General features: G+C 74.3%; 16 protein-coding genes and 1 pseudogene. 13 read left to right on the plus strand and 4 right to left on the minus strand.

From position 1 onward, the window contains the following. Nucleotides 1-171: 171 nt before the first annotated feature. The 3 genes from ABZ990_RS00185 to ABZ990_RS00195 all read left to right on the plus strand — a co-directional run bounded on the left by ABZ990_RS00185 (nt 172) and on the right by ABZ990_RS00195 (nt 4,162). The gene (locus ABZ990_RS00185; protein ID WP_361222778.1) at nt 172-1,395 is read left to right on the plus strand and encodes an ROK family transcriptional regulator; all 1,224 of its coding nucleotides are present in this window, start codon (nt 172-174) and stop codon (nt 1,393-1,395) included. 311 nt (nt 1,396-1,706) lie between these two features. Beyond that, complete coding sequence (locus ABZ990_RS00190; protein WP_361222780.1) at nt 1,707-3,188, plus strand: ABC transporter permease; 1,482 nt, start codon at nt 1,707-1,709, stop codon at nt 3,186-3,188. A 278-nt stretch (nt 3,189-3,466) separates the two neighbouring features. Next, a complete protein-coding gene (locus ABZ990_RS00195) occupies nt 3,467-4,162 on the plus strand; it encodes an ABC transporter ATP-binding protein (protein ID WP_361222783.1) in 696 nt (231 codons plus the stop codon). Between the two features lie 136 nt (nt 4,163-4,298). Here the strand turns inward: ABZ990_RS00195 and ABZ990_RS00200 are convergent, their stop codons facing one another. Together ABZ990_RS00200 and ABZ990_RS00205 are read right to left on the minus strand one after the other, a co-directional pair. Then, a complete protein-coding gene (locus ABZ990_RS00200) occupies nt 4,299-5,417 on the minus strand; it encodes a M23 family metallopeptidase (protein ID WP_361222786.1) in 1,119 nt (372 codons plus the stop codon). Between the two features lie 97 nt (nt 5,418-5,514). Next, nucleotides 5,515-6,387 (minus strand): annotated as a pseudogene (locus ABZ990_RS00205) (SPFH domain-containing protein); the annotation flags it as partial. 707 nt (nt 6,388-7,094) lie between these two features. On the opposite strand from ABZ990_RS00205, the gene ABZ990_RS00210 reads away from it, so the two are divergent. Then, nucleotides 7,095-8,531: a WGR domain-containing protein gene (locus tag ABZ990_RS00210; RefSeq protein ID WP_361222789.1), complete on the plus strand. Its 1,437-nt coding sequence runs from the start codon at nt 7,095-7,097 to the stop codon at nt 8,529-8,531. Continuing rightward, nucleotides 8,528-9,004: a hypothetical protein gene (locus ABZ990_RS00215; protein ID WP_361222792.1), complete on the plus strand. Its 477-nt coding sequence runs from the start codon at nt 8,528-8,530 to the stop codon at nt 9,002-9,004. Before ABZ990_RS00210 ends, ABZ990_RS00215 begins: the two co-directional genes overlap by 4 nt. A 102-nt stretch (nt 9,005-9,106) precedes the next feature. Here the strand turns inward: ABZ990_RS00215 and ABZ990_RS00220 are convergent, their stop codons facing one another. Together ABZ990_RS00220 and ABZ990_RS00225 are read right to left on the minus strand one after the other, a co-directional pair. Then, the gene (locus tag ABZ990_RS00220) at nt 9,107-9,529 is read right to left on the minus strand and encodes a DUF350 domain-containing protein (protein WP_361222795.1); all 423 of its coding nucleotides are present in this window, start codon (nt 9,527-9,529) and stop codon (nt 9,107-9,109) included. 388 nt (nt 9,530-9,917) lie between these two features. Next, the gene (locus ABZ990_RS00225) at nt 9,918-10,544 is read right to left on the minus strand and encodes an HdeD family acid-resistance protein (protein ID WP_361222798.1); all 627 of its coding nucleotides are present in this window, start codon (nt 10,542-10,544) and stop codon (nt 9,918-9,920) included. Between the two features lie 390 nt (nt 10,545-10,934). Between ABZ990_RS00225 and ABZ990_RS00230 the strand changes: the two genes are divergently transcribed. From ABZ990_RS00230 to ABZ990_RS00265, 8 genes are all read left to right on the plus strand, one after another. Continuing rightward, complete coding sequence (locus tag ABZ990_RS00230; RefSeq protein ID WP_361222801.1) at nt 10,935-11,504, plus strand: DoxX family membrane protein; 570 nt, start codon at nt 10,935-10,937, stop codon at nt 11,502-11,504. A gap of 4 nt (nt 11,505-11,508) precedes the next feature. Continuing rightward, nucleotides 11,509-12,459 carry an NADP-dependent oxidoreductase gene (locus tag ABZ990_RS00235; protein ID WP_361222804.1) on the plus strand — a complete coding sequence of 317 codons (951 nt, stop codon included), beginning with the start codon at nt 11,509-11,511 and terminating at the stop codon, nt 12,457-12,459. A gap of 145 nt (nt 12,460-12,604) precedes the next feature. Continuing rightward, a complete protein-coding gene (gene opcA, locus ABZ990_RS00240; protein ID WP_361222807.1) occupies nt 12,605-13,516 on the plus strand; it encodes a glucose-6-phosphate dehydrogenase assembly protein OpcA in 912 nt (303 codons plus the stop codon). A 319-nt stretch (nt 13,517-13,835) separates the two neighbouring features. Beyond that, the gene (locus tag ABZ990_RS00245; RefSeq protein WP_361222810.1) at nt 13,836-15,179 is read left to right on the plus strand and encodes a nucleotide disphospho-sugar-binding domain-containing protein; all 1,344 of its coding nucleotides are present in this window, start codon (nt 13,836-13,838) and stop codon (nt 15,177-15,179) included. A gap of 261 nt (nt 15,180-15,440) precedes the next feature. Beyond that, nucleotides 15,441-16,421 carry an alpha/beta hydrolase gene (locus tag ABZ990_RS00250; RefSeq protein WP_361222812.1) on the plus strand — a complete coding sequence of 327 codons (981 nt, stop codon included), beginning with the start codon at nt 15,441-15,443 and terminating at the stop codon, nt 16,419-16,421. Next, nucleotides 16,418-18,682, plus strand: a complete 2,265-nt coding sequence (locus tag ABZ990_RS00255; RefSeq protein ID WP_361222815.1) for a hypothetical protein — start codon at nt 16,418-16,420, stop codon at nt 18,680-18,682. Before ABZ990_RS00250 ends, ABZ990_RS00255 begins: the two co-directional genes overlap by 4 nt. Beyond that, a complete protein-coding gene (locus ABZ990_RS00260; protein WP_361222819.1) occupies nt 18,679-19,635 on the plus strand; it encodes a MoxR family ATPase in 957 nt (318 codons plus the stop codon). The genes ABZ990_RS00255 and ABZ990_RS00260 overlap by 4 nt, the downstream gene beginning before the upstream one ends. After that, nucleotides 19,628-24,358 (plus strand): NaeI family type II restriction endonuclease, encoded by a 4,731-nt coding sequence (locus ABZ990_RS00265; RefSeq protein ID WP_361222822.1) that lies wholly within the window; start codon nt 19,628-19,630, stop codon nt 24,356-24,358. Before ABZ990_RS00260 ends, ABZ990_RS00265 begins: the two co-directional genes overlap by 8 nt. Nucleotides 24,359-24,424: the final 66 nt, after the last annotated feature.

The following is a 24,424-nucleotide window of genomic DNA, read 5'->3' on the forward strand; positions in this document are numbered from 1 at the left end:
GGTACCGGACCAGAAGCTCTGGATCTGTCGGCACCCCGGCATCGAGCTTGTTCAGCTTCAGCACCGCCTCGGCTCCGTTCCCGGCGAGCCGAACGGAGGGGCGCCGTCCGCGAGCGGTCGATACCGGGGGCGGACAGGCCTGGGCCGTTCCGGTGCCCTGCCGTTAGGCTCATGCGCACCATGAACAGCCCCCGCCGCTCCGCCGAGCCACCCAAAGCCGACAAGGCGGGCGTACGCCGGCACAATCTGAGCCTGGTGCTGCGCACCGTCCACGACGCGGGCGAGACCACCCGCGCGGCGGTCGCCGCGCACGTCGGGCTGACCCGCCCGGCGGTCTCCTCGCTCGTCGAACAGCTCATGGAACTCGGGCTCCTGGTGGAGTCGGGCAAGACCTTCAGCGGCCACGCCGGCCGGCCCGGCACCGTACTCAAACCCGCCTCGACCGGCCCCGCCGGCCTCGGCGTGGAACTCAACGTCGACTACGTGAGCGTGTGCGTCGCCGACCTCACCGGCACCGACCGGGTGCGCCGCACGGTCCGGCTGGACAACCGCGCCCTCGCGCCCGTGGAAGTGCTGCGCAGGGCCGCGGCCGTCGCTGCCGAAGTCCTCGCCGAGGCCGCCGCGCAGGACCTGCGGCCCACGGGCGTACGGCTCGCGCTGCCCGGTCTGGTCGCCGGCGGCACCGTCCAGCAGGCCCCCAACCTCGGCTGGAACCGGGTCGACGCCGACACCCTCTTCACCCGCGCCCTCGCCGCCGCCCGACCCGCCGGAGCCCCCGCCCTGCCCGTCGCCTCCGACAACGAGGCCAACGTCGCGGCCCTCGCCGAGCTGTGGTTCGGCGGCCTCGGCGGCATCCGTACCTTCGTCCACGTCACCGGCGAGATCGGAGTCGGCGGCGCGATCGTCCTCGACGGCGAACTGCTGCGCGGGGCCCACGGTTTCGCGGGCGAGATCGGCCATCTGACCGTCGTGCCCGACGGCCCGCGCTGCCGCTGCGGTTCGAGCGGCTGCCTCGAACGGTACGCGGGCCAGGCGGCCCTGCTCCGGGCCGCCGGGGCGCCCGGCGTCGACGCTCTCGTACGACGCGCCGAGGACGGCGAAGAACGTACCCTCGCCGCACTCCACCAGGCGGGCCGGATGCTCGGTGTCGCCGTCTCCGGCGCGGTCAACCTGCTCGACCCGCAAGCCGTCGTCCTCGGCGGCATCTTCCCGCGTCTCGCGGCCTGGCTCGTCCCCGCCGCCGAGGCCGAACTGGGGCTGCGGGTCGTTTCGGGCCTGTGGACCCCCGCCCGGGGCCGGCTGCGCGCGGCCTCCAGCACCGCCGACGCCGCCCGGGGCGCGGCGGCCCTGGTGCTGCACGACATCCTGGCCGACCCTCTGGCGTACGGCGCCTGAGCCGTCCTCACCCCGGGTCCTCGACCCCGGGTTCTCGACCTGAGGTCCTCGACCGCGGGTCTTGGGCCCCGGTCCCTGCCGCCTGCCCCCTGACCTCTGCCCCTGGCCCCGCACCACTGCGCTCGCATGGTTCTCAGGCCCGAGCCCTCTCAGGCCCGAGCCCTCTCAGGCCCGAGCCCTCTCCGGCCCCGTGTCCGACCTGTCCCGGACACCCCGCGCCGGCCCCCGCGCCGCACCCCCACCACGCTCTCTCATCCCGCTCTCACGCGGGCCTTATCCGCTCATCACCCTGGGCTTCTAACGTCGCCCGCATGTTCTTCACCTACCTCCGGCGCGAACTGCGCCGCCGCAGAAAGGCGGCGCTCGTCGTCGCCTCCGGGCTCGCGCTCGGTATCGCGCTGGTCATCGTCGTGAGCTCCGTTTCGTCCGGTATGAAGCAGGCCCAGAGCAAGGTTCTGGAATCCCTCTACGGTCTCGGCACGGATCTGACCGTCACCAAGGCACGCGAGCAGCCGCAGTCCGGAGAGAAGCCCGAGCGGCCCCGGTTCGAGTTCGAGGGCCGCGGCGACGGCAAGGAGCAGAGCAGCGACCGGCTGATGGTGCAGGGCTTCCAGACCCTCTCCGACAGCACCGTCGGCACCGTCGCCCGCCAGGACGGCGTCGCCGAGGCGGTGGGCGGACTGAGCCTGGTCAACCTCAAGATCAACGGCGACTTCAAGCGGGGCGAGTACCAGGGCCAGGGGCAGGGTCAGGGCGGCCCCGGGGGCCCGGGCGGCGGCATGGGCGGGCCCGGCGGGTCCGTCACCGGCGGCGGCGCGGCCTTCGACGTCGACTCCTTCACCCTTTACGGCACCGACGTCACCACCCCCGACCTCGGACCGCTCACCACCTCCACGATCAGCGAGGGCCGCGGCTTCAAGACCACCGAGACCGATGCCGCCGTCGTCGTCGTGGACAGCGCGTACGCGAAGCAGGAGGGGCTGGCCGTGGGCAAGACCCTCACGGTCAAGGACGTGAAGTTCAAGGTCGTCGGCATCGCCACCGCCGACAGCGGCCAGTCCGCCGCCCAGGTCTATCTGCCGCTGAAGCGGGCCCAGACGCTCGCCGACAACGCCGGCAAGATCACCACGGTCTATGTGCGGGCCACCGACTCCCAGCAGATCGACGCGGTCAAGACCGCCATCCAGAAGAACGTCACCGGCACCACCGTCACCACCTCCGCCGACCTGGCGAAGACGGTCTCCGGCTCGCTCGACACCGCCTCGGGGCTCGCCACCACGGTCGGCCGCTGGCTCTCGTACGCCGTGCTGCTCGCCGCCATCCTGGTCGCCGGGCTGCTCACCTCCTCCGCCGTCAGCCGGCGCGTGCGCGAGTTCGGCACCCTGAAGGCGCTCGGCTGGCGCAGCGGCCGGGTCACCCGGCAGGTCGTCGGCGAGGCCCTCGTCAACGGTCTGATCGGCGGTGCGCTCGGTATCGCCCTCGGCCTCGCGGGCGCGTGGCTGGTCACGGCCATCAGCCCCACCCTCACCGCCGAACTCGGCAGCGGCGCGGGCGGCATGGCCGGCGAGGGCGGGCCCGGTGGCGGCGGCCCCGGCGGCGGACGGATGTTCGGAGCGGGCGGCGCCGGCGCGGTCGGCCGCACCCTCGACATCGCCCTGACCGCCCCGGTCAGCCGCACCACCGTCGGACTGGCCGTTCTCCTCGCCCTGGCGGGAGGACTCGTCGCGGGCGCGTTCGGCGCGTGGCGCGCCTCCCGGCTGCGGCCCGCCGACGCGCTGCGCCGCGTCGAATAGCGGCCCGCGCGAGCCGCCCGCCCGGGCCGCCCGCCCGGGCCGGTCACCAGGGCCGGCCATCCGGGCCGGTCACCCGGCCGTCATGGCCATCGCGTCACCGTGCCGCCGCGGCATCGCGGCGGTCACGGTCGCCAGGGGCCGTCACGACCGCCCGGGCCTTCCCGGGGCCTCACGGCCACCCGGCCACACGACCGCCCAGGCACGGGCTCGCGCGAGCCCGTCGCGGGGATCGGACCCCGCCCCCACCCCGTACCGCCGCACCGCAGGAGTTGCATCCCATGTACGAACTCACCGGAGTCACCAAGCAGTACCGGCGCGGCCAGACGAGAGTCGACGCTCTCGACGGCATCGACCTCACCGTCGAGGAGGGCGACCGACTGGTCATCCAGGGCCCCACCGGCGGCGGCAAGTCGACGCTGCTCCAGATGCTCGGCGGACTCGACCGGCCCACCTCGGGCAGCATCGTGTTCGACGGCACCGACCTGGCCACCCTCTCCGAACGCCGCCTCACCGCCGTCCGCGCCCGCACCATGGGCTTCGTGTTCCAGAGCTTCAACCTCATCCCCACGCTCACCGCGCAGGAGAACGTGGAGACCGCGCTCGTCCCGCTCGGCACGCGCGCCGCCGAACGCCGTCGCCGCGCGGCCGAGGCCCTGGAGTCGGTCGGCCTCGCCGAACGGGCCGGCCATCTGCCCTCCGAACTCTCCGGCGGCCAGCAGCAGCGCGTCGCCATCGCCCGTGCCCTGGTCAAGCGCCCCAAGGTGCTCCTGGCCGACGAACCCACCGGCAACCTCGACGAGTCCATGCGGGACGAGATCGTCGAACTGCTCGACGGGCTGTGGAAGGAGCACGGGCTGACCTTCGTCATGGTCACCCACGACAGTGCCATCGCCCGGCGCGCGCCGCGCCTGGCGACCCTCCGCAAGGGCCGGATCACGATCAAGGAGAACCAGCAGTCGGCGGAGGCCGTCTGACGCGCCTCCGCGGCCCCTGCGGCCTGCGGCCCCCGCCCCGTGTCCATGGCCTTCGCTTCCCGGATCCCCGGGGGAGCGGAGGCCGTGGCCGTGGCGACGGCCGGAGGTGCACGGGGCCGGGCCCCGGGGGCGGCTCTCAGACGCGGACGCCGTGTTTCCGCAGATACGCCAGCGGGTCGACATGCGAGCCGAAGTACGGCGTGGTCCGCACCTCGAAGTGCAGGTGCGGACCCGTCACCCTCCCCGTGGCGCCCGAGCGCCCGATGTGCTGGCCGCCCGACACGCTCCGGCCCGCCGACACGTCGATACGGGAGAGATGGGCGTACTGGGTGTAGCGGCCGTCGGAGTGACGGATCACCACCTCGTAGCCGTAGCTGCGGTCGTAACCGGTGCGTACGACCCGGCCCGGGCCGACCGCGCGGACCGTCGTGCCCGTCGGCACCGCGAAGTCCTGCCCCGTGTGGTAGCCCAGCGACCAGGTGCCCCGCTCGCCGTAGGTGCCGGTGAAGACGTATCCGGAGACCGGCCGCGTCCAGCCCCGGCCGGCCGCGATGCCGCCCCCGGAACCATGACCGGAACCACTCCCGGAAGCGTGCCCCGAACCGCTTCCTGAACCGCTCCCCGAACCGTGACCGGAGCCGGAGCCGGAGCCGTGGCCCGAGGGGGACGAACCGCCCGTCTTCAGGCCCGTCCGCTGCTCGTACTTCGCCTGGTGACTGGTCCAGTACCAGTGGCCGCCGCTCTTGAACCAGTAGACGCGGTCCTTGGCATCCCAGCCCTGGCGTCCTCGGAAGACCGGCTCGGCCTTGGCCCGGGACGGTCGGGCGGTCGAGGACGTGGCGGGGTGCGCCGCGCCGTCCCCGTCGCGCACGTACGTGTCGTGGTGCCGGGTCCAGCGCCACTCGCCCGCCGCGTTCTTGAACCAGTAGCGCGAGCCGTCCCAGCCCGCGTGCGAGGGCGCCGGCTCGGCCGCCGCCGTACCCGTGCAGGTGCCCGCCAGCGCGACCGCGCCGAGCGTGGCCACGACGGCGCAGCGTATTCCGCGCAGCGCGCCGGCTCCGCCCCCGCGCGCGGCGCGGGCGGCGACGCGGAACGCCGTACAACCGGGGCAGTCGCAGCCGTCGGCCGGCTCCTCGGCGAAACCCGGCACGGGCAGACGCCCGACGATTCCGCCGAGCCCGCCTGCCGCCCCGGTGATGGCCCCGGCACCGCCGGTCGCTCCGGCAGCGGGGGCGTTCTCCAAGCGGTCGCTCACGGCGCGTCCACGGCGTGGGTGCGCGAGCGCGTCGCCCTTCCGGCGCGTGTGTGCGTGTGCTTGCGCGGGTGCGTTCGGGTGCGCGTTCATGAGGTGTTCACTCCTGACCCTGGTCGGTCAATCCGCCACGACGGGTGTAGAAGGCCACGGTCAGATCCTTGACCAGGGCCTGGCGTTCGAAGTCGTCGAGGTCCACGAGCCCGCGCGTGGTCAGCCGGGTCACCGTGTCGTCCACCGCGTCGATGACGCTGGTCAGGACCGTGTCCCGGTGCTTGGCGTCGATCGCCGCGATCTGCCGGCGCCGCATCGCCGCCGCCACCTCGGGCGCGTACTCGATCCGGGTCGGCTGCGCCGAGAACACGGCGATGCCGACCGGCCGGCACTCCGCGGCGAGCACCCGGGTCAGGCGGTCGCCGACCGCCTCGGCGTCGCGCAGCGACGGACCGTCGCCGCGGAACGCGTCCGCCGGCAGCTGGGACAGGACGCGCGCGGTCGCCGCCTCCACCTGCTCGCGCAGATAGTCCTGGTGGTCGTCCACGGCCAGCAGGGCCCGCGCCGTGTCCCGTACGGACCACACCACGAGCACCACGGCCCGCAGCGCCGTCCCCTCCGCGTCGACGGCGGCGATCGGCTCGCTGCGCCAGTGCCGCAGCCGTACGTCGATCCGGCGGCGCAGGACGAACGGGCTGATCCAGACGAGGCCGGTGCGCCGCACGCTGCCGCGATAGCGGCCGAACAGCGAGAGCACCCAGGCCGATCCGGTCCGGCCCCGGGTGAGCCCGCCGAAGGCGATCACGGCGACGACCGCGCAGCCGGCCAGCGCGCCCCACTCCCAGGGCCGCAGGCGCACCGCGCGCAGGGGCCCGGCGCCGTGGAGCAGCTCCGCGGCCGAGCCGAGCGCGGTGACCCCGAGGAGTACGGCGGTCCAGCCGGGCAGGGCGGGGCCGGGGCGTTCGACCAGGTCGGGCTCGTCCGGCGGGCGGCGCGACGTGGTCGGGTCGGGTGTCCGCGCCGCGGGGCCGGCGGCCCTGGCCTCGGGTGCCGACTGCCGCATCGGGGGCTTCGGCTCCCTGGCCCCAGACTCAGCCCTTGCCCCAGCCCTTGCCCCAACCCTGGCCGTCGGCGTTGCCGTGGTCAGCGCCGTTCCGGCCCGGGGCTCGGAGCCGGGCCCGGTGGCCGCTGACGGTGCGTCGGCCGGGCCGGTCCGTTCCACCGGGCCGTTCCGCCCGGCCTGTTCAGCCTGATCGCCATAACCGACCCGATCGGTACAGCCGACCCGATCGGTACAGCCGACCCGATCGGCACGGCCGGCCTGATCGACGCGCGCGGTGTGTCCCGGCGGCTCGGACGGGCCCGGTCGCCGACCGGTCCACGTCGGCCGGGAGACCGGCGATAATGCCGCGGTCGGCAGCGCGGGGTCGGCCCGGAACAGGTCGTCCATCGGTATGCCGTCGCTGTGCCACCGCACACGCAGCACGGGCCGCTTCTGTCGCTCGGTCATGGGGCCCTTCCGGCCGTCACTCGACCGAGGGGGCGAGATGACGACATGTCGGATGATCTTCGATATTCATCGTCACAGGGGTTATGCCCGGAATGCTGTGACGAAAGTCCTGAATCGGACGGACTTTCGTCCCGCTCCGGAGGTCGTTGTCAGTGGTCGGCTCTACCTTTTCGACCATGACGGCCAAGACCTATCTGGAGCTGTCGCAGGACGGCGGCGGCGCGCACAAGTTCTACGAAGTGACGATCTCCGGCACGGTGGTGTCGGTCCGTTACGGACGTATCGGTGCCGCCGGGCAGACCCAGACCTCGACGTTCCCGACCGTCCAGAAGGCCGAGGCGGCAGCGGCGAAGAAGATAAGCGAGAAGGTCCGCAAGGGGTACGCGCCGGCCGTCCAGGGCGGACGCGCCGCCCGCCCGGTCACCCGGCGCACCGTCACCTCCGCGCCCTCCACGGCCCGCGCGGTCGCCCCGGTCCTGTGGCGCTTCCGTACCGGCTCCGCCGCCTTCGGCATCCATGTCGACGACGAGCGCTGCTGGGTCGGCAACCAGGCGGGCGAGGTCTTCACCCTCGGCCACGACGGCCGGATCCACGCCCGGTTCAGCCTGCCCGACGGGGTGAAGTGCCTGGTCGCCGACGACTTCTGGATCTACGCGGGCTGCGACGACGGCCGGGTCTACGACCTGTCGTCCAAGCTGCCGTTCGCCGCGTACGAGATCTCCACCGACGTCGACATCTTCTGGCTCGACATCCACGAGGGCGTACTCGACGTCGCCGACCGCTCCGGCCGGCTCACCGTCATCGACCACGAGGACGAGCACCAGTGGTCCCGGTCCGGCCGGGGCGAGCACGCCTGGATGGTCCGCGCGGACGAGAACGCCGTCTACTACGGCGACAGCGCCGGCGTCACCGCCTACGCCTCCGACGGCACGGGCGAGTTGTGGCACACCTCCACCCAGGGCAGCGTGCTGTTCGGCTGGCAGGAGGACACCGCCGTGTACGCGGGCACCGCCCGCCGCCAGGTGCACCGGCTCGCCAAGCGGACCGGCCGCACCGAGGCGGTGTACGGCTGCGACAGCCCCGTCTACTCCTGCGCCACCTCGCCCGGCGGCCGGTTCGTCTTCGCCGGGGACAACGCCTCCTCCGTGTACTGCTTCGCCGAGGACGGCACCCGGCTGTGGAAACTGGGCACCGGCGGCGGTTCGGCGCTGTCCATGCAGTACCACGACGAGCGGCTCTACCTGGTCACCACCGACGGCACCCTGGTGTGCGTCGACGCGAGCGAGGCGGCCATCGCCGCCGCTCAGCAGGGCACCGTCCCCGTCGCCCAGGACATCAAGCTCGCCGCCGCCCTGCCCACCTACGCCCCCGCCACCACCGTCGCCGCCGTCGACGTGGTCCACGCCGCGCCCACCGGCTCGATCGTGGTCGAATGCGTCCAGGAATCGGGCCGTACCCGCGTACGGGTGCTGACCGACGGTTACGAAGAGGGGTGGAACGTGCAGTTCCCGCGCGCCATCCGCGAACCCGGCGCCCGTTACGTCGTCGAGGCGCTGCACCCGGCCTCCGGCGGCTTCTACCGGGTCCGCGGCGACATCCGGCGGCTGCTGTGAGCGGCGCTTTCGACGCCGCCACCGGCGACGGCCCGCCGCTGCCCCGGGCCGAGGCGGAACAGCGCTCCCGTGAGGTGCGCACCGCCTTCGAAGGGCTGCTCCAGATCCGTCGCCTGACCGGACGTCGGGGCGGCGGCGGTGATCCGGCCGCCCGCCCCGCCGACTGGGAGGTGCGGCAGCCGGTCCGGGCGGTGGCCCTGGCCCTGGAGGCGGCGAAGCAGCCCCCGTCGGCGGTCGGTGCGGACGGTGTCCGCGTGGCCACCGGCTATCGCGTCACGGCGGGCGAACGCCCCGGCACCGCCGTCGTCGAGTGGCTCGGCCCGCCCGCCGCCGGGGCCGCCCACGCGGCGGAATCCGCCCTCACCGCCTGCGCCACCGCGCTCGAACGCCTCGGCTGGGAGGCTCTCCTCTACCGAGGTCCGCGCCGGCACCGGCGTCTGGAGGTCGAGGCACCGGCCACGCCCGAGCGCTGACCCCGGGTGCGGCGGTCCGGGAGTCCCGGGGACCGTGCCGACGACCGTCGCCGCACGCACCGGGGGTATGCATGCATACGTACGTACGTACGTACGTACGGCTCAGGCGATCGAGGCGGAGACGACCGCCGAGACCGCCAGGTTCACGGAGGCGGTCACCCACACCGCCGGGTGCGGCTCGGGGTCGACCAGCGTCGCGCCCAGCTTGCCCGGGGTGACCAGGTCGACCACGAAGAAGGCCAAGGCCATCAGCACGAGGCCGAGCAGACCGAACGCGGCCGTGGAGGCGAGGCCCTTGGCGAAGTCGTCGTACGTCGTCCAGATCGCGGTGAAGACGATGCCGCCTATGCCGAGCAGCGCGGAGCTGAGCAGGATCGCGGCGTTGCGGTTGCGGTCCTCCCAGATCTGCCGGCCCAGCTTGCCGGGGGTGAGGAGATCGACGAGGACGATGCCGAGGATGAGCAGGACGACGCCGAGGGCGCCGTAGGCCGCGGTCCGGCCAAGGCCGTTGACGATGTCGTTCATGGGGTGCCGGCTCCGGAAGGGAGAGGGATCGCGAGGGATCGTGATCAGGGACCGGCAGAATGTAACGCAGCGTCGGGCGGGCCCGGCAGGAGGCCCGTGGATCCCGGAGGATCCGGGGCCCACCGCCACGTGGGGCGCGCGGCGACACGGCCGGGGCCAGGGTCAGGGTCGGCGAAGGGCCAGGGCCGGGGCCGGGAGCGGGACCGGGGCCGGGGCCGGACGCGCGGGCGCCCCGGAGCCGAGGAGGCGGTGCGGCGCGACCTCTTCCGGGGCGGTGGCGGTGGGGGTGGTGCGGCGAGAAGACGGCTCGCCCTCTCGCGTACGGGGAGGAGGACGGCCCGAGCCGCACGCGCGGCGCGCGGGGGCGAGGCGCGGGCGGGGGCCGGGGTCAGACGCCGTGCGGGATCTGCCTGGCGCGCGAGCGGACCTGGAACGCCGTCACGATCTCGATCAGACCGACCGCGATCAGCCAGGCACCGGCCAGCACGGCCAGGACCGCCGCCGACTCCAGCGGCGACACGATGAGGACGACACCGGCGAGCGCGCTGATGGCGCCCAGGAAGATATGCCACCCCCGGGCCGGCATCCGCGGGTCGGAGACGGCCGCCATCGTCTGCGTGATGCCGTGGAAGAGCCAGCCGATCCCGATCCACAGGGCGAGCAGGAGGATCGACTGCATCGTGCCCTTGAAGCAGAACAGGCCCAGCAGGATCGACAGGGCGCCGCTGATGAAGGCCATCACCCGCAGGGACGTCCTGCCATGGGTCCCGAACGCGGCGATCAGATGCAGGACACCGCTCACCAGCAGGTACAGGCCGAACAGCACACCGGCCACGACCAGCGAGTGCCCCGGCCACACCAGGACGAGAACGCCGAGCACCAGCGCGGCCAGGCCGGCGAACAGCATGGCCTGCCAGGCCCAGTCGGCCAGTCTGCCGAGCGGCCCCGGCGGCAGGCCGTCCCGTCCGCCGTTCCCCGGAGGCTCGTACGGCGGGTGTTCATACGTGTCTGTCATGGCGGTCGCTCCGCTTCTCATCGGCTGTGATCCCGCTGTGGTCCCGTTGTCGTACGGCCTGTCCGCGCGGTGCGGCCCGTCCGGAACACCCGGAACACCCGGAACACCCGGCCCGCGCCGGTCCGCGTCGGCCCGCGCCGGTCCGCGCCGGTCCGCGTCGGCCCGCGTCGGCCCGCGCCGGCCCGTCCGGGCGGACCGGAGAGGTCGCCCTTCGCGTTCTTACTCAAGCAACACCTGATGAATGTCGCAAAAGATGACCTATATGGACGAGCGTCGCGAGGTGGTCGGCCACCGCGACCCGCAGAGTGGAGACCGGGCCCGCCCCAGGGCCCGTCGCTGCCACCCACATCGCCCGCCCCACCCCCGTACCCCAGCTCACCGGGAGTCCCCATGACCACGCTCAACCGCCGCGACCTCGGACTGCTCGCGCTGCGCGTCGGCACCGGCGCCGTCCTCGCCGCGCACGGCGCCCAGAAGCTCTTCGGCTGGTTCGGCGGCGGTGGCATCGAGGGGACGACGAAGAACATGGAGGCGATGGGCTTCTCGCCCGCCCGGGAGAGCGCGCTCGCCGCCGGGCTCGGGGAGGCCGGCGGCGGGGCCCTGCTCGCCCTCGGGCTCGCCACCCCGGCAGCCGGTGCCGCTGCCGCGGGAGCCATGGCCGGAGCGGTCGCGGTGCACGCCCCGGCGGGTTTCTTCGCCATGAAGGGCGGCTACGAGTACCCCGCGTTCCTCGGCTTCACCGCCGCGGCCATCGGGCTCGCCGGAGCCGGCCGGTACTCCCTGGACCATGCCACCGGACACGCCGTCGACCGGCCCTGGGTGGTCGCCACCGCGTTCCTCGGCACGGCGCTCGGCGCCGCGTGCGTCGTCGGCCGCCGCTCCGCGGCCCTGGCACGGGCCGCGTCCGAGGAGAACTCCGGAGCGGAGCCCGGTGCCGGTGCCGACGGGCCGGGGGAGTGACGGCGTGAAGGCGATGGCCCTGCCCGAGTACGGCGGCCCCGACGCCCTCGTCCCCGTGGAGCTGGCCGAGCCGAAGGTCGGCCCCGGCGAGGTCCTGGTGCGGGTCGAGGCCGCCGGGGTGAACCCCGTCGACTGGAAGATGTCCGGCGGCGGGCTCGACCCCCTGATGGTGACCCACTTCCCGCTGATTCCCGGCTGGGACGTCGCCGGTGTCGTCGAACGCAACGGCCTCGACTCGCCCGAGTTCGCCCCGGGCGACGAGGTGTTCGCGTACATCCGAAAGGACAGCGCCGAGTGCGGCGGTTACGCGGAGCGGGTCGCCGTCCCGGTCCGGATGCTCGCCCGCAAGCCGCGCACGCTCGACTGGGCCGAGGCGGCGGGCCTGCCGCTCGCCGGACTCACCGCGCTCCAGTCCGCCGACCGGGTCCGCGCGGGCGCCGGCGACACCGTGCTGGTCCACGCCGCCGCCGGGGGAGTGGGCTCCCTCGCCACCCAGATCCTGGTCGCCCGCGGTGCCCGTGTCCTCGGCACCGCGAGCCCCGCCAACCACGACTTCCTGCGCGGCCTGGGCGCCGAACCCGTCGCGTACGGACCGGGACTGGCCGATCGCGTACGGGCACTCGCCCCGGACGGAGTGGACGCCGCGCTCGACTACGTCGGCGGCGAGTCCGTCGACGTCTCCCTGGAGGTGCTGCGTTCCCCGGAGCGCCTCGCCTCCATCGCCGACCCGCGGGCCGCGGACGCGGGCGGCCACTACGTGTGGGTACGGCCCGACGGCGCCGCCCTGTCCGGCCTCGCCGAACTCGCCGACGCGGGACGGCTCACCGTCTTCGTCGACCGGGTGCTGCCGCTCACCGAGGCCCCGGAGGCATGGCGGCTCGGCGCCCGGGGGCACACCCGGGGGAAACTGGTCCTGGCCGTCGGCCACTTGGCGCGCGCGGCGGAGGCCGGGTGACCCACGGCGCGGGCGGGAACGGCCGTCACCACGACCGGGACCACTCGCGCGCCCCGATCCTGAATACTGGGGCGGGAAGATCCGGAGCCGATCCGGTGCTGGCATACATGCGGGTACGCCACGAGGGAAGGGACTGCCGCCGGTCATGAAGATCGATCTCACGGACACCAGCTCCAGCAAGATCAACAAGGCGATCCTGGAGGCCCGCCGGGCGGTCGGCACCCCGGCCGTGGGCATGGTCCTCACGCTCGTCATCGTCACCGACGAGGAGAACGCCTACGACTCCGTCAGGGCCGCCAACGAGGCATCCCGGGAACACCCCTCCCGCACCCTCGTCGTCATCAAGCGGCACGCCCGCTTCCCGCGCGAGCGGCACACCACCCGCCTCGACGCCGAAGTCAGGCTCGGCACGGACGCGGGCGCGGGCGAGACCGTCCTGCTCCGGCTGCACGGCGACATCGCGCTCCGCGCCGACTCCGTCGTCCTGCCGCTGCTCCTGCCGGACGCTCCCATCGTCGTGTGGTGGCCGGTCGACGCCCCCGAGGTGCCGTCCCGCGACCCGCTCGGGGCCCTGGCCCAGCGCCGTATCACCGACGCGTACGCCGTCGAGAACCCGATCGCGGCACTCGACGCCCGGGCCGCCGCCTACGCGCCCGGCGACACCGACCTCGCCTGGACCCGGCTCACGCCCTGGCGCTCGCTGCTCGCCGCAGCCCTCGACCAGGCCCGGGCGACGGTGACCTCGGCCGCCGTCGAGAGCGAGGCGAACAACCCGAGCGCCGAGCTGCTCGCCCGCTGGTTCGGCCGGCGGCTGAACGTGCCCGTCGAACGGGTCGTCACCGACGGTCCCGTCGTCACCGCCGTGCGCATGGGCACCCCCGACGGTGAGATCGTCATCGACCGCCCCGAGGGCCCGGTCGCCCATCTCTCCATCCCCGGCCAGCCCCACCGCGTGATGGCCCTCAAGGTCCGCACCACCGCCGAACTCATCGCCGAGGAACTTCGCAGGCTCGACCCGGACGAGGCGTACGAGGCGGCCCTGCTGTACGGCCGGTAGGGACTGCCGCAGGGCCGGGCCGGTCGAGCCTGCCCTGCGCGAGCGGTGGAGTCAGTCGTACGGTCGGCAAGTCCTGCCGTACGGCTGACAGGGCTTGCCCTACGGCCGACGGAGCCCGCCCGTTCCCCTGTGGCGCGCCCCCTTGCCACCCAGGAGCCGCCGGCGCCCCGACGCCAGGCGCGCCCCACGCCCCACCCCCGGCGCGCCGGGGCGGCCGAAAGTCGACGCTGCCGGGTCCGGGCGGTCGTAGTCTCGCCGCACGCGACGCTCCGGCGCGCGCAGCGACCGTTCGACGACCGTTCAACGGGGGGAATCCACCATGTCCAGGATCATCGTCGCCGCGACACCCGTCTCCGGCCACCACGGCCCACTGCTCCGTATCGCGAGTCATCTGTCCGGTGCCGGACACCAGGTGGTGTTCCTGGGCGGGGCGCGCTTCGCGGACGAAGTGCGGGCCGCGGGACCGGAGTTCCGTCCACTGCCCGCCGAAGCGGACTACGACGACCGGGACTTCGCGGCCCGCTTCCCCGAGCGGGCCCGGATCCCGGCCGGTCCGGCCCTTCAGGTGTGGGACGTCATGCATGTCTTCGGCGACCCCACCGCCGCCCAGTGCCGCGCCCTGAAGGACACGCTCGCCGATTTCCCGGCGACGGTCGTGATCCACGACAATCTCTTCCTCGGTGCCTTGGCACTCGCCCTCGGCGAGGAAGCCGCCACGCGACCCGCCGTGTTCAGTGTCGGGATCACCCCGCTCATCGTGGAGAGCCGGGACACCGCGCCGCCCGGATCCGGTCTGCTGCCGCCCGCGGACGACGCCGAACGCGAGCGGTACGCGGCCCTGGCCGCTCACGGGGAGGAGCAGCGCAAGCCCCTGGTCGACCATCTGCGCGAGTGCTTCGCCGCCGCCGGTGCCACCCTGCCCGAGGGGCCGCTCGGTCGGGTGTTCACCGAAGCCGCCGACGTGTTCGTGCAGCTCACCGTTCCCGGCTTCGAATACCCGCGCGGCGACCAGCCGGCCAACATCCGCTTCGCCGGGATCATCCCGATCCCGGCGGGTGACGGACGGGAACACCCGTCCTGGTGGCCGGAGTTGCTCCGGGCCCGCGAGCAGGGGCGGCGGATCGTCGTCGCCACCCAGGGCACCCTCGCCAACGACGACCTGTCCAGGCTGGTCGTCCCCGCCCTGCGGGCCCTCGCCGACCGTGACGACGTCCTCGTCGTGGCCGCCACCGGCCGCCCGGACGCGGCGGCCCGGGTCGCCGCCACGCTGCCCGAGCTCCCCGGCAACGCCGTCGTCGCCGGGTTCGTGCCCTTCGCCGACCTTCTTCCGTACACCGACGTGCTGATCACCAACGGCGGTTACGGCGGAACCCAGGCGGCCCTCGCGCACGGCGTCCCGCTCGTCGTCGCCGGCGCCAGCGAGGACAAGCCGGAGGTCGCCGCCCGGGTCGAGTGGACCGGCACCGGGGTCAACCTCCGCACCGACACCCCCACCGACGAGGAGTTGCGCGCGGCCGTGGCCACCGTCCTCGGCAACCTCGCCCACCGCGAGCGCGCCGCCCGGCTCGCCCGGCAGTACGCGGACCACGACGCGCTGGCCACCTTCGACACCCTGGCACGGACCGCCTCGACCCCCGCCCCCGCCCCCGACTCCGCCCGCTGACCGTGATGCCACCCGCCCAGGCGCCCGGCCCCGTGCCGCCGCACCCGGGTGGGTGGCAGTGGGCGGCGCCGGGTGGTGACGGGCCCGGCTGGGTGACGGAGGAGAGCCGGTCGACCAGTTCGAGAGTGTGGCCTGAATTCAGCCGGTCCGCCTCACCCATTGGCTGAAAATCGACGCTCGCTCACGTGTGGCTTGCTCCGATCCCGCCACACCCGCGAGGATCGGCCGAGCAGTACGCCGCACTCGCCGAATCGGGGGAACATGAAGCCTCGCCTGGTCTTCGTCCACGGCATCGGCGGCCCCCGGGACGCCGCCGCCGACCTGGACGAGTGGCTGCGCGCCGTAGCCGAGGGCGCCCGCGCCGCCGGCCACGGCGACCGGATCTCCGCCCTGACCGGCGGCTGGGCGGCCGACGCCCGCTTCGCCTACTACGGCGACCTGTTCCACGCCGCCGGCGCCCAGGGCGGACCGGCCGGCGCGGCGGCCCCGGGCGGGGCCGCCGACCAGGACGACGAACTCCTCGCCGCGCTCCTCCTGGAGGCCGTCGAGGCCCGCCTCGCCGACCCGGACCTCCCCGCGGCCGAGGCCGCCGCCCTGCGGCACGCCCGTACCCGCCTCGAACCGCCCCCCGCCGCCCAGGGCGTGGGCGCGCCCGCCCGGCGCGTCGTCGGCGCCGTCACCAGTCTGCTCGCCGTCCCCGGACTGCGGACCGCCGGCGGCTGGCTCACCGCCCGCGCCACGGCCGGCATGCTCGGCCAGGTCGCCCGCTATCTCAACCGCGCCGAGTCCGACGGCACCACCACCCTCGATCAGCGCATCCGCGCCCGCGTCGCCGAGAGCCTCGCTCTCGACGGCCCCACCATCGTCGTCGCCCACTCCCTCGGCACCGTCGTCGCCCTGGAGACCCTCCACGAACACCGCGGCGCCCTCGACGTACCGCTGTTCGTCACCCTCGGCTCGCCCCTCGGCATCCGCACCGCCGTCCACCCCCGGGTCCGTCCGCACCCCCTCGGCACCCCGGAGTCCGTCGGCCGCTGGCTCAACTTCTGGGACCGCGACGACCTCGTCGCCGCCCGCCCCCTCCTGGAGGACTTCGTCCGCCCCAACGCCGGCGCCGTCGTCCCGCGCAGTCGGCGCGTCGACTCCGACGGCGCCTGGGTGCATCCGGCCGCCAAGTACCTCGCCCAGCCCGCCGTCGCCGGTCCGCTCGTCGAAGCGCTCACCACCCACGCGGGGCGATGACCGGACCACGCCATCTGCTCGTGATCGGGGCCCAGTGCCCCGGACTCGGCCTGCTCGACGCCCTCGAAGGGGCCGCCCGCACGCTCCACGACACCCTCGCCGCCCCCTGGGCCGGTGCCTGCGCCCCGGCCACCCCGCCCGGTGTCACCCTTCTCTACGGTCGCGAACTCACCCGCCATGACGTCGAGTCGGCCGTGCGTACCGCCGGCCGGGCCGCCGCCGAGGCCGGCGCGGTGCTCGTTCTCGCCCTCCTCGGCCACGGCATGGCCGCCGGCACCGAGCTGTACTTCATGGCCGGCGACTCGCAGGCCGAACAGCCCCTGACCGCGGTCAATGTGAGCGCCCTGCTCGGCGACCTCGCGGACACCCCCGGGCTCGACGGCCTCGTCGCCCTCGTCGACACCTGCCACGCCGGCCGGGCCGTGCCCGATCTGCCCTCGCTCGCCACCGGCATCCGGCGCGGCGAGACCCGGCTCAGTCTCCTCATGGCCGCCGCCGCCGACGACGACGCGTACGGCCTCCACTTCAGTACCACCGTGGCGAAGATCCTGCGGGACGGCGTCGCCGACGCGGGCGAGGCCCTCACCGGCGAGACCGTCGTCCGTGCCGTGCGCGCGGACGGCGGTGTGATCGGCCAGGCCGTCCAGCACGCCGCGTACGACGGCGCCCAGTTCACCACCGGCCCGCTCTGGCTCGCCCGCAACGCCCGGCACACCGCCCCTCGTCACGGCTCCCCCCTCGGCCCCGCCGGCCGCGCCGCGCTCGACCAGGCCCTGGCCCCGCTCGGTGGCCCGCCGGACCCCGAAGTCCCCCTCCAGCCCTCGGAGTTCGCCGCCCTGCGCGAGCGCTGCGCCCGGCTGCCCGCCGCCGAACGCGAATGGGCGTACGGCGTCCTCGACGCGCTGCGCGACGCGGCCCGCACCCTGCGCCTGCTCACCGGCTGGCCCGGCGACGCGCTCACCAGCCCCCTGTTGCGCCGCACCCTCGCCGCCACCGCCGCCGACGGCGCCCCGCTCGCCGCACTGCCCGAGACCACCGGCACCGAGCTGCTCCGCGACACCGTCGAACACTTGCTGCTGCGCTCCCCCCGCGCCGGCCGCAGCCGTACGGCCCCGGTCGCCGCCTTCCTCGCCCGCCTCGCCCGCGACACCGGAGTCGACCGGCACCACGCCGACCTGCGGGCCTGGGCGGCGGAGACCGGTGCCGTGATCGACCTCAACGACGCGTTCGCCACCCTCACCGAACGCACCGAGGAGACACGGCTGCGGCTCGTCGTCAGCCTGCACGCCGCCGTCGGCGACGAATGGCCCGAATCGCTCGCCGCCTGGCTGCTCGACGGCGGCGACGTACGCCACCACGAGGAGTTCGCCTGTCCCGCCCAGGACCGCGGCGGGACCGAGCGCGCGCTCGGCCAGGTGATGCGCTGGGCCGCGCCCCTCGCCCGCTCCCTCGGCACGCGTCTGCGCCGGGTGGAGATCGCCGCCCCCGCCCCGCTGCTCGCCGTCTGGCGACCCGAGGAGACCCACGTCGGCGTGCGCCTCGGCTCACGCTACGACGTGGTGCTGCGCTGGAGCGACCGGATCCATCCGCCCGAGCACCTGTGGTGGATCAACGACGAGGCCCGCGACACCCTCAGGGCCATCGAGAAGAACGCCGACGGCGACCGCGTCGACTGGTTCGGCGAGGCCGACACCCGCCGCGTGGCCGAACTGCGCGAGCGGCTCGAAAGCGCTCCCCGCACCCGCGCCGTGGCCCTCGCCCACCATCCCGTGCACCTCAAGGAACTGATGGAGACACTGCTCTCCTCCTCCCCGATCGTGCTGTGGCCCGAGGAGGGGGCGGACACCCCGGCGGACCGGACCATGGAGCCCGCTGCCGGGCTCGGAGGCGGACCCGACAGCGGAGCCGGAAGCGGGGGCGAGTACGGGTCCGGGGCCGAGTCCGGGCGCGAGTCCGGGCATGGCTCCGGGCACGCGTACGGGACCGTGCCCGATCATGTACGGCGCTTCGTCGACACGTACTGGCACCTGCTGCCGGGCGAGTTCAGCCACGCCTACCGCAGCAAGTGGAAGCAGGCCGCCGACCCGGCCGCCCACACCGGCCGCCCGCACCATCTCGCCCGGCTGAGGACCGTCTGGGACGGCCCCGAATGGCTGGACTTCTGCACCTTGTTCGACACCGACCACACCGACAGCGCGTACACCGGCAGGGACCTCTTCGCCAGCGAAGGGTGTCCGACGGAGGGGGAACGACCCGCATGACCTGGCAGCCCTATTACGCCGGCCACGGCACCCCGCCCGCCGGACCCGACGACGGCGTCGTCCTCCCACCCGCCCCGCCGTGGCGCGAGTTCCCGCGCCGCTCCCTGCACCGGCAGTTCGTACCCCCGGCCGGCCTGGTCGAGGCCGTCAACGCCGCACTCGCCCTGCGCCGCCCGCTCCTCGTCACCGGACCGGCCGGCTCCGGCAAGTCCACCGTCATCGAACAGGTCGCCGCCGAACTCGGCCTCGGCACCGTCCTGCGCTGGCACATCACCTCGCGCAGCAGCCTCGCCGACGCCCTCTACCGCTACGACGCCCTCGGCCGCATCCACGCCCAGCGCCTCCAGACCCCCTCCGGCGCCCCGGCGGGCGGCGACGACATCGCGCCCTTCCTCCGCATGGGCCCGCTCGGCACCGCCCTGCTGCCCACCGAACGGCCCCGCGCCCTGCTCATCGACGAGATCGACAAGAGCGACCTCGACCTGCCCAGCGACCTCCTGGACGTCCTCGAACGCGGCGAGTTCGAGATCCCCGAACTCGCCCGCTACGGAACCGACACCGTCGCCGTACGGGAATGGCAGGGCGACCGGCACCACGACATCCGGCGCGGCCGGGTGCAGTGCACCGAGTTCCCGTTCATCGTCATGACCAGCAACGGCGAACGCGACTTCCCCGCCGCCTTCCTGCGCCGCTGCGTCCGCTTCACCATGCCCCTGCCCACCCCCGAGACCCTGCTCCGGATCGTCGAGGCCCACATGGGCGCCCCCGCCGCGGCCACCTCCACCGCCGGAAAACTCGTCGCGACCTTCCTCGAACGCCTCAGCGCGGGCGAGAGCCTCGCCGTCGACCAGCTCCTCAACGCCGTCCACCTCCTCGCCGGGACCGACGCCCCCGACGAGGCCCGCCGCCAGGCCGTCGAGGACCTGATCCTGCGCGAGCTGTCCCATGCCTGACCCGCTGCCGCGGCTGCTCTCCGCCCTGCGCACCGCCGCCCCCGAACTGGACGGCACCGCGCTGGCGGAGGCGCTGTGGCTCGCCGCCCACATGGGCGGCGACGGCGAGCGGGACGGTGGACGGGAAGGGGGAGGAGGACGGTCCGAGCCGGGCGTACGGCCCTCGGGCGCCGCACCCGAACGCCCCACCGGCCCCGGGAACGAGCCGGCCCCCGCCGACCACCCCGACCGGACCCGGCCGCCCCGCACCGACGACGCGCGGAACGGGGACGGCGCCCCCACCAAGCCCCTCCACGAACGCCTTCCCGGCAGCGCCGCCACCCTGCGCGGCCACGCCGTCGCCGCACCCCAGGGCACCGGTCTGCCCCGCGCCCTGGAACTCACCCGCGCCCTGCGCCCCTGGAAACGCCGCTGGCCCCAGGGCCGCCAGGGCGAACTCGACACCGACGCCACCGTCGAGGGCTACGCCCGCAGCGGCGAACTCATCCCGGTGTTCAAGCCCGCACCCGAGCGCTGGTTCGACCTGGTCCTGGTCGTCGACCGGTCACCCGGCATGCGGGTCTGGAACGAGACCGTCACCGACTTCGCCGCCGTCCTCGACCGGCTCGGCGCCTTCCGTACGCTCCAGATCGCCGACCTCACCTTCGACGCGTCCGGCGCGCCCCACGCGCCGGGCGCCCTGCGGTCCTCCGACGGCCGCCGCCTTGTCGTGGTGATCTCCGACTGCATGGCCGACGCCTGGCGCCGGCCCGAGGTCTGGCACCTGCTGCGCGACTGGGCCGGGACCCACCCGACCGCCGTCCTCAACCCGCTGCCCACCAAACTGTGGCGACGCGGCGGCCTCGACCTGCCCACCACCCGCTTCACCCCGGCGGCCCCCGGCAGCCCGCGCAGCCGGGTGCCGGTGACGCCGCCGCCGCTCGCGGGGGCGGGAGCGGGTGTGGGGAGGGGAGACGGGCCGGGGGAGGGGGAGTGGCTGCCCGTACCCGTTCTCTCCCTCACCCCGCACTCCCTGGGCCGCTGGTCGCAGAGCCTGATGCGCGGCGACCCGGAGGGCTGCACCGCCGTCCTCGTCCCACCCACCGGCCGCCTCCCCGCCGCGGCCGCCCGCCCGCGCGCCCTCCCCCTGCCCCCGGCCGAACGCGTCCGCCGCTTCCTGCGCACCGCCTCCCCGCGCGCGGCCCGCCTCGCCGTACTCTGCGCCCCCTTCGACCGCCTCAGCCTGCGCCTGCTCCACCTCGTCCGCGAGAAGCTGGTGCCGGAGGCGGGGATCGCGGACGTCGCCGAGGTCGTGACGAGCGGCGTCTTCGAGGTGGAACAGGCGGGCTCCGTCGTCGAGTTGGTCCTGCCGCCCGCCACTCAGGAAGCCCTCCGCGCGCACCTGCCCGCCGACCAGGTCTGGGCCCTGCACCGGGCTCTCGACCAGCACCTCGCGAACCGGGGTGCGGGCCGTACCCGGCTGCCGTCGGTGGTGGAGGACGCGAGCGGACCGCTCGAACTCGCGGCGGAGCGCGAGGCGTTCGCGCGGGCGTCGCGGCGGACGCTGGAACTGTTGGGGCTTGCGCAGCCGGAGGTGGAGGAAGGGGCGACCTCGACGGAGCCCGGGGAGCCGGAGGAGGATCCGGACCTGCCGCCGCTGCCGGAACCGTACGTCGGAGACCCGATGCGGGAAGCCGCCCTGGTCGACAGGCTGACGACCGGAAGCCGCGTGCTGGGGATCACCGCCGTTGGCGGGGTCCCTGGCGCGGGCCGGACCACGCTGGCACTACGGGTGGCGTACTCCGCGCGGGAACGCTTCCCCGACGGGGTGGCTTTCATCGCGTTCCATGGATCCACACTCAACCCGGTCGGTGCGGAAGCCGCGATGGACCATCTGCTGCGCCGACTCGGTCTCCCCGCTGAGGAATTCCCGGACTCCTACCCCGAACCAGGCATTCTGGCCGACTCGTTGAGGAAAGCGCTCGACGGGCGACGGGTCCTGCTGGTTCTGGACGACCTTCCTGAGGGTGACATTGCCCACGCCTTTGCCTGGACGCCGCCTGAGGGGTGCTCTGTTCTCGCCACCTATCCCGAGGTCCGGGGACTGCCGAACGCGTGGGAGATCAGTGTGTCTCCCCTCGCCGGATCCGAAGCGGTCCGCCTCTTCAGAGCCGCTGGATCGCCCCGCCCCCAAGAGGTCGAACGCGGGCAGTGGTGGCCGTTCACCCTTCGTGTTCTGGGTGCTGCGGCCGTCTCGGCCGACCCCGGGGTCTCCGCCAAGGCCGTCCGGATTGTCACCGAGGCGCGCGGGCGCCTGTCCCCGCGTGAGACGGTCCGTTATTGGCTCGACGAGCTCGACGACGGGCACGGTATTGCCCTGGCCCAGCTTGCCGCGGTGACGGCAGCCGAGTTCACCCGAGAGGAGGCAACAGCGGTCCTCGGGCGCGATCCTCATGCCGCCGTTGAGCGCATCAACGCGCTTGCGCGGCACGGGCTTTTGAGACGGCAGGGGCCTGGGCGGTACGTAATCCCCAGCTTCGTCCGGACCCAGGTGGAGAGGACGCCCGGGTTCGAGGCGGGGCGTGTGGTGGCCCAGGCCCAGATCGCGGAGTTCCGCCGCCGAGCTGCCGCAGCCTTCCATCAAGACCGGCACCCCGGCAGCCACTTGGTCGAACGCCTCCGAATGGTCCCCGAGCCGGCTCCTCACGCAGAGGTGTGGCTGCGCAACGCGTTGGAGGTCTCCGTCTCGGAGCCGGACGTGCTCCTGCTTCTCCGGGACGCGGCAGCCATGCCGCCGTACCGGGAGACGTTCGCCACGGTTGCCCGGTACTGGATGACACGGGAGTCGGAGCACGGTGTGCCGGGGCGCGCCCGCGCCGCCCTCGCCCTCGCCCTCGCCCAACACGCACTCGGCCAGCACGAGGAAGCCTGGGGCACCCTCCACGAGGTCGGTCCCGACCAGCTGCGCGAAGACGAGGTCACCTTCCCCGACGCCGCTCTCCTCCTCGCCCGGATCGCGCTCGCCCGCCGTGCCGCCGACGGGGCGCGGACGGCGCTCGCCTGGGCCATGACGGCCTGGAACGCCACCGACGAGCAGTCCCCGGAGATGGCCGACGTGCTGCGGAGCCTCGAAGAAGCCTTCGCCGCGAGCGACGAGCGCGAGGAACTCATCTGGATCCAGGAGCGGTTGCTCCAGTGCGGTATCGGCCTGCGGCTGCCCGACATGGAGTGGAGAGCGCGGCTCCGCCTCGCGGCGACCCTGCTCCGCAACGGCCGGGCCCGCGAGGTCCAGGACGTGCTGCACCCGGCGCTGGAGCCGCCGGCCGCCGCCGACCGTGCGGAAGTCGACCGTCTCCTTCGTGCCGCCGCCGATCCCGCCCGCGTGCTCATCACCCTCCGGAGCCTGACCACGGCCCGGCGGGGCACCGCCGCGACGGTCGCCGGTGTGCTCGCCGACCTGCCGGCCGTCGGCCACGGCCGCTTCGCCAGCCATGTCTTCGAGGACTGTGTCCTGTTGCTCGTCGACGGGACCGTGCCGATCGCCCCGCTGCTCCGGGACCTCGTCGAGTGGCTGCCCGCGACCCGGATCGCGGTCCATCGGGGGCCGGTGCGCGAAGTGCCCGCCGAGGACGATGCCGTCGCGTACACGCGGGCGATGCTGCGGGCCGTCGAATTCGTCCGGACCTCGGAGAACTATCCGGACGACACCACTCTGTGCGTCTCGCCGGAGGTGCACGAGATGTTGTCCGAGGACGCCTCCGATTCCGAGCTGAACATCCGCTTCGTCCCGCGCGAAGTCCGCACCGAGGACGGCGCGGTGGTCTGTGTGATCCTGACCCCGAGGGTCGATCTGGCCTCGTGGGACGACGAACTCCTGGCTCTCGCCCGGGTGTTCACCGAGCTCGATCCTCATGGCGACCGGCTGGCCGGAGCCTTGCGCGAGGCCATGGACGCCGAACTGCGACAGGCCGGCTTCGCCCAGCCGCACGGCGCGGAAGCCGAGGCCGCGGAGCGCGAGGGCGTGAGCGGTGAGCTGGCGAAGCGGCTGAGCCGGCAGACCTTCCCCTTCCGCCTCGGCAGTGCCGCCGCGCTCGCCTGGGACCGGCCCGGCCGCGCCGTGCCCCTGGGCGTCGAAGTGAGCCTGCACGGACCGTATATGAACCCGGACGGGTATGAGGCCGGCCGGATCCACCTCCTCGTACAGGCCGACGAGGAACGGTCCCGCTGGTCGGCCGGGCTCGTCCGGGGCGGCGAGGGCCGGCCTTGGTTCGGCAGCGTGCTGTGGCTGCACCGGGACATGCCGCTCCCCGAGAACCTTCTTCTCTCCCTGGGCGTGGAGGAGCGCGAGGCGGTCCTCGCCGAGGCCGATCCGGTCGCCCGCGTCGCCGCGTTCTTCCGCCTCGTCCAGGGGCACATCGTCCACGGTGTCGCGCTGCGCCCGCTGATCGGCGAGCGCGACTGGGAGCGGGCGCGCGAGCGGATCGTGCGGCTCGCGGGTGGCGTACTACGGTCCGAGGGACTGCTGTTGCTGGCGGGGAACGCGCGGGGCCGGGCGATGGCCGAGGCGCTGCGGCTGCCTGTACCGAACGGCGACGCGTACCTCTGCGTCCCGCTCACCCGGCAGACCGGAGCGCACGGATCCCGGCCCGCCGTCACCGTGGCCGACCGCGCCTGGGTCGCCGCGGAGGAGACCGACGAACGCGGGCCGCTGCCGACCGGGTTCCCCAGCCTGCGCACCCGCTGATCGTACGGCGGGGCACCTGGCGATGGGACGTGTGGCAATAGGACCCCCGGCGACGGGACGCGTGGC

Origin of the sequence: Streptomyces sp. NPDC046203 (assembly GCF_040646255.1) — a bacterium.
Lineage (GTDB): Bacteria > Actinomycetota > Actinomycetes > Streptomycetales > Streptomycetaceae > Streptomyces.